This is a genomic window from Ignavibacteriales bacterium, assembly GCA_020635255.1.
Taxonomy (GTDB): Bacteria; Bacteroidota; Ignavibacteria; order Tepidaquicellales; family Tepidaquicellaceae; genus JAEYVS01.
The window spans coordinates 14941-27740 of sequence record JACKAC010000004.1 but is presented as its reverse complement, the minus strand read 5'-3'; the positions used below and the strand labels follow the sequence as shown (position 1 = coordinate 27740).

Annotated in this window: 10 protein-coding genes; 8 read left to right on the top strand and 2 right to left on the bottom strand. The window is 40.4% G+C overall.

Features of this window, described 5'->3' with window-relative positions:
• The first annotated feature begins 76 nt into the window (after positions 1–76).
• Complete coding sequence (locus H6614_13565; protein MCB9244698.1) at positions 77–589, top strand: 3-hydroxyanthranilate 3,4-dioxygenase; 513 nt, start codon at positions 77–79, stop codon at positions 587–589.
• A gap of 12 nt (positions 590–601) precedes the next feature.
• On the top strand, positions 602–1633 hold the full coding sequence (locus H6614_13560; protein ID MCB9244697.1) for an amidohydrolase: 1032 nt from the start codon (positions 602–604) through the stop codon (positions 1631–1633).
• Here H6614_13560 and H6614_13555 read toward each other — a convergent pair.
• Positions 1624–3171 carry a hypothetical protein gene (locus H6614_13555; GenBank protein MCB9244696.1) on the bottom strand — a complete coding sequence of 516 codons (1548 nt, stop codon included), beginning with the start codon at positions 3169–3171 and terminating at the stop codon, positions 1624–1626. The two genes, H6614_13560 and H6614_13555, sit on opposite strands and share 10 nt — an antisense overlap.
• Positions 3172–3334: 163 nt before the next feature.
• Between H6614_13555 and H6614_13550 the strand changes: the two genes are divergently transcribed.
• The 5 genes from H6614_13550 to H6614_13530 all read left to right on the top strand — a co-directional run bounded on the left by H6614_13550 (position 3335) and on the right by H6614_13530 (position 10038).
• On the top strand, positions 3335–4885 hold the full coding sequence (locus H6614_13550; GenBank protein MCB9244695.1) for a T9SS type A sorting domain-containing protein: 1551 nt from the start codon (positions 3335–3337) through the stop codon (positions 4883–4885).
• A gap of 132 nt (positions 4886–5017) precedes the next feature.
• Positions 5018–5845 (top strand): cyclase family protein, encoded by an 828-nt coding sequence (locus H6614_13545; GenBank protein ID MCB9244694.1) that lies wholly within the window; start codon positions 5018–5020, stop codon positions 5843–5845.
• Complete coding sequence (gene kynU / locus H6614_13540; GenBank protein ID MCB9244693.1) at positions 5842–7131, top strand: kynureninase; 1290 nt, start codon at positions 5842–5844, stop codon at positions 7129–7131. Before H6614_13545 ends, kynU begins: the two co-directional genes overlap by 4 nt.
• A 301-nt stretch (positions 7132–7432) precedes the next feature.
• Positions 7433–8800, top strand: a complete 1368-nt coding sequence (locus H6614_13535) for an FAD-dependent monooxygenase (GenBank protein ID MCB9244692.1) — start codon at positions 7433–7435, stop codon at positions 8798–8800.
• A 152-nt stretch (positions 8801–8952) separates the two neighbouring features.
• Positions 8953–10038 (top strand): thioredoxin family protein, encoded by a 1086-nt coding sequence (locus tag H6614_13530; GenBank protein ID MCB9244691.1) that lies wholly within the window; start codon positions 8953–8955, stop codon positions 10036–10038.
• A 131-nt stretch (positions 10039–10169) separates the two neighbouring features.
• Here the strand turns inward: H6614_13530 and H6614_13525 are convergent, their stop codons facing one another.
• Entirely contained in the window at positions 10170–11912 is a 1743-nt protein-coding gene (locus H6614_13525) for a hypothetical protein (protein MCB9244690.1), read from the bottom strand.
• Positions 11913–12099: 187 nt separating this feature from the next.
• Here H6614_13525 and H6614_13520 point away from each other — a divergent pair, with 187 nt between their 5' ends.
• Entirely contained in the window at positions 12100–12780 is a 681-nt protein-coding gene (locus H6614_13520) for a hypothetical protein (protein MCB9244689.1), read from the top strand.
• Positions 12781–12800 lie beyond the last annotated feature (20 nt).

The following is a 12800-nucleotide window of genomic DNA, read 5'->3' as shown; positions in this document are numbered from 1 at the left end:
AATTAACAATAGTAATTAAAAAACTGGTGTATTAAGTTAAAGAATAAACTTAATCAATTTTTAAGGAGGTTTTATAATGTCAGCACCATTTAATTTCATGAAATGGATAGAGGAAAACCGCCATCTGCTGAAACCGCCGGTAGGCAATAAGTGTATGGTAGATGAGGACTTTATCGTGATGGTTGTAGGCGGACCCAATACAAGGAAAGATTACCATTATGAAGAAGGACCGGAGTTCTTTTACCAGATAGAGGGCGATATTACCGTTAAGGTCATCGAAAACGGTGAACCGAAAGATATAAATATTAAGGAAGGTGAAATGTATTACCTCCCTCCAAGAGTTCCTCATTCACCGCAAAGGTCGGAAGGATCTATTGGAATTGTTATAGAAAGGAAAAGGGTGGACGGTGAGATGGATGGCTTGATGTGGTATTGCGAAAACTGTGGGAATAAGTTGTACGAAGAGTACTTCCAGTTGGAAAATATTGTCGACCAGCTTCCACCTATTATGAACAAGTTCTATGCTGACGAGGAAAAGAGGACATGCAGTAATTGCGGTACCGTAATGGAACCGCCGGTTAAGAAGTAATATACACTGAGTTTGAAAATAGACGTACATACACACATTATCCCGGAAAATCTTCCGGATCTGGAAAAGAAATATGGTGAAAGCGGATTTGTAAAACTGGATCACTATAAGCCATGCTGTGCGAAGATGATAAAGGATGATAAGGTATTCAGAGAGATCGAAGAAAACTGCTGGGATCCGGAGATCCGCATTAAGGAATCGAATGAAGTGGGAGTGGATATACAGGTTCTCTCCACTATACCGGTGATGTTTAGCTACTGGGCAAAACCGGAAAATACCTACGACCTTTCTAGATATCTCAATGATCACATAGCCGGTGTAGTTGATCGGTACCCGACGAGGTTTATGGGACTCGGTACATTGCCTATGCAGTCGGCTGACCTTGCCATTAAAGAACTTGAGAGATGCGTTAATGAACTAGGACTGCAGGGTGTAGAGATTGGTACGCATATTAATGAATTAAATCTTGATGACAGCCAATTATATCCTGTATTCGAGGCAGCGCAGGAGCTTGATGCATCAATTTTTGTTCACCCATGGGATATGATGGGCAGGGAGAGGATGCCTAAGTACTGGCTTCCGTGGCTGGTAGGTATGCCGGCAGAAACTTCACTTGCAATCTGCTCTATGATATTCGGCGGGATATTCGAGAAGCTTCCGAAGCTCAAAGTGTGCTTTGCCCATGGTGGAGGATCTTTCCCGAGCACAATTGGTAGGATAGAGCATGGATTTAAAGTCCGTCCTGACCTGTGCGCCATAGACAACAACATTAATCCGAAAAAATATCTCGGAAGATTCTGGCTGGACTCCCTTGTCCATGACGAGATGGCAATGAAGTATATTATCGACCTGATCGGGGAAGACAAGATAGTGATGGGATCGGATTATCCATTCCCTCTAGGGGAGCATCATCCTGGCGCGCTCATTGAGTCAATAGAGGATATGAATAATTATGTAAAAGAAAAGCTTCTCTGGAAAAACGCGCTGGACTTCCTTGTTGGTGGGGATATCAGCAAGCTCAGGTTTAAAGTCAATTACGAATAGTATCCTCCACTCGCCCTTTGTTTAATTACTTCTGCAAATGATCTGCCCGATAGTTTACCTTCGACCCAGGTTTCAATGAAGAAAAGATTTACACTCCTATTTCCGGGAGGGCCAGATCTTATGACGGCAATATCATTATTCGCTTTTTTAAGGATGTAAATTTGTTCGTCGGAAGTCTTTGCCCTTACCATACTCTTTATGAATTCCAGGATAGTTATCTCTGAATCGGAGAGTTTTCTTCTTTTTTTAAGGTAATGGTACACCGAACGGAGGAAATACTTTATGCTGTCGAGATTACCGAGTTCGTAGTGAATGATGAGATTGATTATCCTTGCTGAAGCCTGTAGATCAGTTCGAATGTTTATTTCAGGAGAGTTTAAAATATAGTTTATGTGGTAAAGCGCTTTTTCCTTTTTGCCCAGAGCATAATATATTATCCCCGCTGCGTAATTTGTTACTATCTTCTCGTCCCGGTATGAATTTGGCGGATTGTTTTCTAAAAGCTGTTCTATCAACTCGCGGCTTTTTTCGAAATCACCCCGCAGCAGAGACACATTTGTTTCTGTAAGTAGTGTCCTACACAGAAGAAAATTCCTAACTCTTTTAGGATAGAACTTTAGTATAGTGTCAATACCACGCATCACTTCTCCTGCATACGCTTTTGCCTTCCTGTCATTACCTAAATTCCGCTGAACAGAGGAAAGTTCCTGGAGGGTTAAAATATATTCGTAGCCGTAAATAATCTTCCTTCCCGGCTTTTCTTTATAGAGTGTGAGAATCTTTTCCCCGTGCATAAGTGCTTTTTTCGGATCACCGAATAATGTAAGGTAAATTAGGTATATAAGGTTAAATAAAATGACAGAATGTGTGGTTAGGGCAAGCGATTCATCTATAAGGAATTTTCCCGAAAGATATTTTTTCAGAGCGGTTCTCTGTTCCTTATTGCCCGATGTACCTTCCCCGGTAAGGAATATTACAAATTCGTCAAAAAGTCTTCTGTAGGTGGATCGGTTTTCTATCTTATCTAAAACAGATCTCTCCTCTTCGTAGTTATTCATTAGTTTTTCCGATACAGCGTTCAACGGCGCGCTCGCTCTTACCGACCGGTTTTCGAGTCGGATAACTTCAAGGAGTTTTATGTATGATTCATTTTCGATTGCTGCCTCTCTGGCACGCTTTAAAAGTTTTAATGATTGTTCAAGGTGTCCTTTCTGAAAGAGAACTTCAGCGCTGTTTATCAGAGCGGATAGCCCAATGGACACATTGCTCTTTTGGTAATACCTCGTTAGTCCGTTGAGCAAGTTATTGTACAAATAATTCTTGATAACCGGAAACTCGCCGGAAGGTATCTCCTTCCTTAATAAGTCTTTAACTTCCGCCTCATCATAATCATCTTTTGAAGCACGGGATTCTATCGCTTCGAGGAGTTTAACGGAGGATCCGTTTTTGCTGTGTCTCCCGGCAAATTTTTTTAGATAGATCTTTTCTGCTTTGGAGAGAGATTTAAAAAGTAGAAAAAGTGATTTATCCGGCTTCATTGAATCTTAATTACGAGGCTTTAATTCTATAAAAAGTAAGATAATTATTCTGGAATATCAAGGAAAGCAAGCAATTTTGAATTTTAATAATAATATGCTTTTTTGACAGTTTTAATTGAAACATAATTGCATATTTATCGGATAGAAACAGTAAATGAAAATTATGAGCGAAAAGTTTAGAATCGTTATTGGAATTTGTTTCATAATCGTTTTGACGGGAACATTCGTTGGTTTCGGTAAGCGCACAACCCATAGCAGCATTATAACAGCCGATACCATACTCTATGTTGAGGTGACGAATGAAAACCTGCCTGCCGGAATAGTGAACGGTCCGGGGATGGATGTTGAGTCAGCCGACCTGGACGGTGATGGAGATGTGGATATAGTTATTGCGAACGAATACCAGCCGAACAGGATATTACTTAACGACGGCACAGGTAAATTTACTAATGCGACAGGCAGGCTCCCCGTCAAAAATCTTGACAGTGAAGAAATTGCTATAGCGGATCTTAACTCCGACGGATTTCTCGACCTGGTTTTTGCGACAGAGGATCATAGGGTACATGAGATGTATTTGAATGACAGCTTAGGGTCAGGTTATTTTTTGACGGACATAAGCAATAGACTTCCCAACAGCACTGCTAACTCGGTACTGGCTCAAGACATTAATGGCGACAGTATTCCGGACCTTATTTTCGGGAATGCTAATCCGGGTGATATGCCGGGACAAAACCTGATTCTCATTAATGATGGAAACGCGAATTTTACTGACGAGACGTCATCACGCTTGCCGGCTGAACTGGACGTAACGCAGGATATCAAAATGGGGGACCTCGATGGGGATATGGACTTAGACATGGTTGTAGGGAATGAGGATGGAAACAAGATATTGATTAATAATGGCAGTGGTGTATTTACGAATGAAACATTGACACGAATGCCTCTCTCAAATGTCGAAGAAACGAGAAAAATAACACTTGCTGACGTGGATGGCGATAAGGACCTGGATATCTATTTTTCAAATGTAGTCTTCCAGGTTGGTCAGAACAGGCAGGATAGACTTTTGATAAATAATGGCAATGGGGTTTTTACGGATGAAACTTTTATCAGACTTCCGTTAGTGAATAGCAATACTCTGGATGCGATCTTTGTTGACATGGACCTCGATGGTGATCTCGATATATTTACCGTCTATTCGTTTACTACTCAGCAGATGATGGTTTTCGAGAATGACGGAGACGGTAATTTCAGCGATGTAACGAATACGATTCTACCTACGGGTATAACAGGACAGGGACTTGGCATGAAAGCGGATTATTACAACAATGATCAACTGCCCGACATATACATGGTAAATAGGGGAACACTCGACAGGCTTATATTCAGAATTGATACTGCTAAGGTCGGGGTAAATTTTTATGGAACAGAGATTCCCCAACGATTTTTCCTCTGGCAGAACTACCCTAACCCGTTTAACCCGGAGACAAAGATTAGTTTCGACATCCCTCCGGGAAACGGGGGAGGACTGGTACCTGTTAAACTGGCAGTATATGATATATCAGGGAAGGAAGTAGCTCTCCTGGTAAAGAACGAATTAGTGCCGGGGACTTATGAATATCGTTTTGAGGGAAAAAATATTTCCGGCGGTGTGTACTTTTACCGCCTGGAAACCCCCGGCTTTTCGGAAACACGTAAAATGGTTCTTTTGAAGTAATCCCAATACGTATTATTTTTCATCTCCAATGCCATATTCCCCTCCAGGAAGTGGCATTTTTACTTATAATCATTATAAATCTCCCTCCTAAACCCCTTATAATTTATTACAAGTATAGTTAAATTTTGAGATATGCTCGTAAAATTTACAATAGGTGATAAGGACTACTTGGCAGATCTCACGGATCACGCCGATATTTCGATCCCGCTTATATTCAATGGAGATCAACCTAATACATATGGTGTACCCGGCGCGGAAGCAGTTGCTTATGAGCATGAGGGCTTCATAGGGGACGTGAGACGCGGGGGCGGATGTAATTTTGAAAAATATACTCTCATTACGCATTGCAACGGAACCCACACCGAATGTGTGGGACATATATCTTATGAAAGGATACCTGTGAATGAAGTGCTAAGTGACCTACTCATTCCGGCTACTCTGGTAACCGTACAGCCTGTGAAAGCGGGCGACACCGAAGATAGATATATTCCTGAAAAGAATGACGAGGATCTTTTAATAACACGCATATCTCTTGAGGAAGCACTTGCTGGAGGAGAATCGGGATTTACACGTGCATTGGTAATAAGGACACTTCCCAATGAAGATTCCAAAAAAAGCAGGCGTTACATGGAAAAAATGCCGGCGTTCTTTTCTCTTGATGCAATGGAGTTTATTTCTGAGCTGGGTGTGGAGCATTTGCTGACTGATCTTCCGTCAGTCGATAGGACCTTCGACGAAGGTAAACTTAACGCGCACCACATTTTCTGGAACGTTGAAAAGGGAAGCAGTGACATAGACAGGTACGATCACTCTATGAAGACAATAACGGAAATGATATATGTGCCGGATGAGGTGGAGGATGGTGAATATCTGTTAAGTATACAGATACCGGATTTCAAAGCTGATGCCGCTCCTAGCAGGGTATTTCTATATAAGATAAAAAGTTTACTACAATTATGAACAACCTAGAAACAGACACACAGTTAATATTTAGTAGCGAAGAGCTTTTCGCGAAGGAAGCTGACAGCGTAGATCCGCTTGGTAGTTACAGGGACAGGTTTCACATTCCGCAAAAAAACAGTGAAGACGTAGTTTACTTTGCCGGGAATTCACTTGGGCTGGAGCCTAAGTCCACGCGCGATTACATAGAGCAGGAGCTTAAGGACTGGGAGGATATGGCAGTCGAGGGGCATTTCCATGCAAAATATCCATGGAAGTTCTACCATGAATTTCTCACTGAAAAGACAGCGAGACTCGTTGGAGCGGATAATTCAGAGGTTGTAAACATGAACTCCCTTACCGTGAACCTGAACCTGATGATGGTGTCATTTTACCGTCCGTCAAAAGATAGGTATAAGATATTAATGGAAGCAAATGCATTCCCCTCTGATATCTATGCTGTTGAATCGCAAATAAAATTTCACGGGTATGATCCGAAAGACGCGCTGATCGTTCCTAAACTACGTGAAGGCGAATCGACTCACCGTACCGAAGATATTCTCGATCTTATCGAGCATGAAGGCGATAGCATAGCTTTGGTTATGATTGCAGGGGTGAATTATTATACGGGGCAGGCATTTGACATGAAAAGCATTACTGAAGCCGGACACAGAAAGGGATGCAATGCCGGGTTTGACCTGGCGCACGCCGCGGGTAACCTTAAGCTTGATCTCCACGACTGGGATGTCGATTTTGCTGTGTGGTGTAATTACAAATACCTGAATTCCGGTCCCGGAGCTGTTGCGGGATGCTTCGTAAATGCCCGTTTTAGGAATGATTTCGATATACCGAGGTTCTCCGGGTGGTGGGGACATAAGAAAGAAACAAGGTTTCTAATGCCGGATGAGTTTGATCCGTCGGAAGGAGTCGAAGGCTGGCAGATCAGCAACCCGCCGATATTCCAGATGGCGGCGTTAAATGCATCGCTCGATATATTTGATGAAGCAGGTATGGATGCCCTGAGAAAGAAAAGTGTATTACTAACCGGTTACTGTGAATACCTGGTAAAGAATATGAATAGCAGTATCGAAATAATTACTCCTGCTAACCCCGATGAGCGCGGGTGCCAGCTTTCTCTAAGAGTTGGAAAGGAAAATAAACCCATCCACACTGCGTTACTGGAAAACAACGTGATATGTGATTGGCGCGAGCCTGATGTAATAAGGATCGCCCCCGTTCCATTGTACAATACTTTTTCGGATGTATGGAAGTTCGTTGAGATATTAAAAAAGCACCTGGCAGCCTAAAGCCCGGTGCTTCTTTTTATACCAAAGGGAAAAAGTTTTAAAATTATTTTTTTTGCATTACCTAGCTACGAATGAAAAGTAGTATGCTAGACCAATTATTGTTCCCATGAACAATGTAAATACTATTGCAGAATGTTCTGCAAATCTGATTGAAATAGATTTTTTCATTTGGATCCCCCTTTACTAATTTTATTTACTATTGGTAATTACAAATGACGTGCCAAAGTAAAGAAATTGTAAAATTCAAAAGGGATTTTTTATCAGAATTTAAATAGTCAAAATTAGTCTTTAATTTTTCAGTATGTTAGAAACCAAAAAAATTACAATAATCGGTGCCGGATTGGCGGGGTCACTTCTCTCGATCTATTTGGCTAACCGCGGATATATAGTCGATGTATATGAAAGACGAGCGGATATGCGTAAACACGACATTGGAGGCGGAAAATCCATTAATCTGGCGCTTTCCGTAAGGGGAATCCACGCATTGAAGGAAGTCGGCTTATTCGAGGAGATAAAAAAGATTGCAATACCAATGTATGGACGAATGGTGCACCCTCTGGATGGTGAAATAAATCTCCAGCCATACGGTAAAGATGAAAGTGAATATATAAATTCCATCTCACGTGCTGAACTGAATAAGCTGATGATGAATATGACCGAGCCTGATCCTAATGTTACATATTATTTTAACGAGAGGTGTACAGGGATGAATTTAGAGAGCGGTGAAGTTCATTTTGTAAATGATGAAACACATAAAGAGTGGACACTTAGATCAGATCTTGTAATAGCAACCGACGGAGCGACATCGCCTATTCGTATGGAAATGCTAAAGGTACCTAGATTCGATTTCTCTCAGGAATATGAAAACTATGGATATAAGGAGCTAAACATACCCCCAGCCGAGGGAGGTGGATTCCGCATGTTTAAAAATGCGCTACATATCTGGCCCCGCGGTTCATATATGCTTATCGCTCTGCCCAATATCGACGGGAGTTACACGGTGACCCTCTTCCTTGCTTATGATGAGGCTTTAGGAGGAGAGAATAGTTTTGAATATTTGAACTCCGATGAGAGGGTAGTTGCGTTTTTTGAAAAGAACTTTCCCGATGCAATCGAACTGATGCCGGACCTGGTAGAAGATTTCAATTCTAACCCAACCGGTACACTTATGACAGTTAAGTGCTTCCCATGGGGTTACAAAGACCATGTTACAATGCTGGGTGATTCATGCCACGCAATAGTACCTTTCTTTGGGCAGGGGATGAATGCCGCGTTCGAAGATTGTGTTTATCTGAATGAGATTATTGGAAAACATGAAGGAGACTGGGGTAGGATATTCAGAGAATATGAAGTAATTAGAAAACCAAACACCGATGCAATAGCCGACCTTGCGCGTGAGAATTTCATAGAGATGCGGGACCTGGTAGATGACGATAGATTCCTTCTAAAGAAAAAGATAGAAAAAGAACTTTACAAAAAGCATCCTGAGAGATTCATCCCTAAATATTCGATGGTTTCATTCATGCGGATACCATACTCTACTGCATTGGAGAGAGGAAAGATACAGGAGGGAATACTGAATGAACTAAGTGAGGGAATGCCCAATATGGAGGATGTGAACTGGGAAAAGGCTGAGGATCTGGTTACTAAACAACTGAATAAAATGTAGTTATAATGTACTTAAACCTCTGGTATAAAAGAAACATCTAAATTATATCGGGGAATTTCTATATAGGGAGGACTGTTTCAGTATTATAAATATCCCGGAAATTTCATTTTAATTATATCAATTCATAGATTTTAAACTAAAACCAAATCAAAATGGTTAAGAAAATTTTTGCTTTTGTAGTTGTCTTTGTGATGGCATCAGGGCTTTCTTATGCTCAGCAGTCATCCAGCACTTCCGAGGAAGGCATGGCATTCGAGCACGGGTCGGTTGCCGAGATATTTGCCATAGCTAAAGCGCAGAATAAATATATTTTCGTTGATTGTTTTGCCGATTGGTGTGGACCTTGCAAATGGATGGCGGCTAATGTATTCCCGCAAAAAGAAGTGGGAGAATTTTATAATGCAAACTTCGTCTCTTATAAATTTGACATGGAAAAGGGTGAAGGACCTGATTTTGCGAAACAATATAACGTAACAAGTTATCCGCGCTATCTTTATTTTAGTCCGGATGGCGAGCTCGTCCATATGAGCGGTGGTTCAAAAGAAGCTGAGAAGTTTATCCAGGATGGCATGAATGCCCTGAATCCTGAAATGACATTATACGGCTTACAGACAAAGTACGAATCCGGAGATAGAAGTCCTCAGACGCTTATGAATTATGCAAACGCTCTCTGGAACGCAAACCAAAAAGGAAATCAGGCAATTGGTGAAGAGTATCTAAGAACACAGGATGAGAGCGAACTCACATCGGCAGATAACTGGCAAATGATCGAAAGGTTCGTATGGAACGTGGACGGAAGAGAATTTAAGTATCTGGAAGCAAACAAAGCAACTTTTGCCAGCCTGTACGGTGAAAAGGAAGTTAGTCAAAAAATTAATAACACATACATAAATCATTTCTTCACTTCAAAGGACTTTGAAGCCTATGCAGAATATGTCGAGAAGCTGGATATTAATAACAATTGGGGTGCGCTAAATGAACACGCCTGGAATATGTATGAAGGAACGGATAATAAGGATCTCTTGAAGATGGCAGCTAAGTGGGCTAAAAGGTCGATGGAATTAGAACAGAATTATTATAATACCGATACATATGCGTCAATATTGTATAAGCTTGGAGAGTATAAAGAATCCGAAAAATATGCCGACCTTGCAATAGAGTTAGCTAAGAAGAATAACCAAAAATACGACGGTACGCTTGAGTTAAAACAAATGCTAAAGATAAAAAGGAAAGATTAGGTGAAACATTTGCGCGGAAATTAAGTATTATATATTGCGCAGATGTAAAGGTCTCATTTTTCAAAAGTCAGTCAGCCATAACCTCCAATCCTCTTTCTCCCTTAGTTTAGGGGCGGGAGAGGATTACTTTTTTATGCCACACGAAATTCACGCGTTTTTACAATAGCCGCTTCGAATATTGATTTTATTAATTCGGGACGGTTCTCTTTTATCCACGACTCCAGATTTCTTAACTCTTTTTTCATGCCGGGTGTATTCAAAACTTTGGAAATAAAGATCAGCTTAGCAAAGTCGTCCACAATATTGAATATTTTCTTTTCATCTTTAATAGAATCTATAAATTTACTGATTTCAGGATAGAACTTATCAAAAATAGCCTTCTTGCTCTTAAATCTCATTTCCTCAAAAATATTTACGCCGATCTTTGATGAGTCAAGCCATGAAAGGTTGGTACCTACGTGACGTGTCTTTACAAGCCGTTGGAGTTTGTTAATGAAATAATTTGAGTTCTCGAAATTACATCCGGTGCCTTTCCAGAATTCCAGGTCGATCTGGTTGAGATACATTACTGCAAGTGCTTCGGGAGAATATAGTCCTTTGAAATGTATGAGCGTATTATAGTTCATCTCCTCAAAATACTTGTGAAGCTTTTTATCGACAGAGACATTCAGTTCATAATTATCCGGACCTGTCATATATACTTCCCACTTGCAGATACCGGAGGTAAGCCGGTCCGATAGTTCAAGATACCAATTGGATATTGCATCGGTTTTTTGGGAAAAAAGTATAAGATGCTTTATGTATTGTTCTACCTCATCATCACAGCCGGGTTTATTAAAATATATCAGCATGCGGAGATAGTTGCGGTGAACCGTGAGCAGGTTACCAAAGTCATAGTAGTTACTCTTTATCAGGTTATAATACTTCTCGGTCTTCTTAAGATATGGACGGGCATTCTTATTATTCTTTCGGAATGTAGTGAAGGAGATCAGCATATCGAATATCATTTCGTTTTCCGAAAATCCTTTTCTCTTTGCCAGGTTCAGTCCCTCTAAAAAATACTTCTCTTCGTTTTCGAAGTCCTTTAGCTTTCCTGATAATATACCTAGATGTTCATACGCAAAGAAGACATCCTTTAAAACCTTTGTCTTTTCCGCGAGCGTTAATATTTCTTTTAGAAGATCAAGTTGTGATTGTATGTTTTTGGAGGAAATTGTTTTTAGTGACAGCTTCCGAAAGCGGATCTTTAAAACCCTTAGTTTTATGTTAAAAGTTTGATCTTCCCGGAGATGTTTCAGTGCTTTTTTGAGATTACTCTCTGCTTTTGAAAGGTAGAGGTTAAATTTCCTTAGGTCTCTCTGGAAAGAATAGTAAGTAACCATCGCTTCATAGATAGCAGATAATATTTCCCTATACTCTTTCTGCTCGGATGGCTTTATTTTCCCGATATCTCCTTCAAGCTTTAGATAGATCTGTTTTGCCTCCTTTACCATCCCGATCCGGAACATATTTCCCGCGATAGCCAGATTCCGCTTTGGACCATCGGGGATATCTGCTTCGAATGCCTTTAAGTGTTTGTCATGGTCGAAGTACATTTCTCTGAGAGATTTCAAAATACGGGATTTATAGCAGTCGAGCATACGTGGTGAGATCTTAAGTTCGTGGCATATCAATTTCTCGTCCCACAGATTAAGTTTGTTCTCCTCTAACACTTTATATAAATGTCTTAAAAACCTTACGTTCTTTTGCTTTACACCGCCTTTACGTGTAAGCAGTTTGTTTAGATAATCCCTGCGGACCTCTTCGGGTATGGCAAATACCTCGAAAAGGAAAAAGTCATATGTGCTGAATATGTTGTTTAAAATATTATCCAAAGGAGTTATATTCAAGAAGTTAGAAAATATGCAACAATTTACATATTTTTTATTTGAAATCTAAAGTCAAATCCTGTAGTTTTATTCAGTTTCAAAAGGATATCACCTCGCGATTCTTAGCTTCATTTGAAAATACATTCATATCCTAATAGTTAAAAGTAATTTTCATTAATCAAATAACCTTGAAATGGTAAAGAAGAAAAACTACACAAAAGTAATTATTGCTTCTTTTCTTGTGTTTCTGGGCATCTATCTTTCAGGTTGTGTTAACGTAGATCAGGACACAAAATTAAATGCTGACGGGTCAGGGACCATAAATCTCCATTATTGGACTAAAATGTCTAACGTATCTTCCAGCGATGAGATCGGTGGATTTGCTTTCTCGGAAGATAAAGCAAAAAGCAATTACACTTCCTCTAATTCAGAGGTAAAAAGTGTAAATATTAGCGATGATCTCGAAGATTCAACTAAGCACGTAAAATTGGAGATCACGTTTAAGGATATTAATGCGCTTCCTAGTGCAAAAGGATTTGAAAAAGTGACTACTTCTTGGAAGGAAGGCAGTGACGGTATGGATTTCAACTACACTCTAAAACAGGATACATCGAATGCAAAGAACATGGGTGCAAGCGATACAAAGCTTACCTATAAGTTCGAATTCCCTGGTGAAGTGATATCCACTAACGGAAGAAAAGACGGACAAACTGTCGAGTGGGATAAGACCCTCGCTGACCTTAAGGAAGATGTCGAAATGACAGCCACCGTCAAGAAAGAAGGTGGTAAGTGCGGATTATTCGGACTTGAACTTCCTGTTCTTGTTATGGCAGGTATGATCTTCCTGTACGGATACAGAAGAAAGAAAAAGTAGTCGGAGTGAAATAAATTAAG

Bases quoted from the DNA above. Each gene is read 5' to 3' on its own strand.
- H6614_13565 (MCB9244698.1), top strand. From the start codon at position 77: ATGTCAGCACCATTTAATTTCATGAAATGGATAGAGGAAAACCGCCAT.
- H6614_13555 (MCB9244696.1), bottom strand. From the start codon at position 3,171: ATGAAGCCGGATAAATCACTTTTTCTACTTTTTAAATCTCTCTCCAAA.
- H6614_13550 (MCB9244695.1), top strand. From the start codon at position 3,335: ATGAGCGAAAAGTTTAGAATCGTTATTGGAATTTGTTTCATAATCGTT.
- H6614_13545 (MCB9244694.1), top strand. From the start codon at position 5,018: ATGCTCGTAAAATTTACAATAGGTGATAAGGACTACTTGGCAGATCTC.
- kynU (MCB9244693.1), top strand. From the start codon at position 5,842: ATGAACAACCTAGAAACAGACACACAGTTAATATTTAGTAGCGAAGAG.
- H6614_13535 (MCB9244692.1), top strand. From the start codon at position 7,433: ATGTTAGAAACCAAAAAAATTACAATAATCGGTGCCGGATTGGCGGGG.
- H6614_13530 (MCB9244691.1), top strand. From the start codon at position 8,953: ATGGTTAAGAAAATTTTTGCTTTTGTAGTTGTCTTTGTGATGGCATCA.
- H6614_13520 (MCB9244689.1), top strand. From the start codon at position 12,100: ATGGTAAAGAAGAAAAACTACACAAAAGTAATTATTGCTTCTTTTCTT.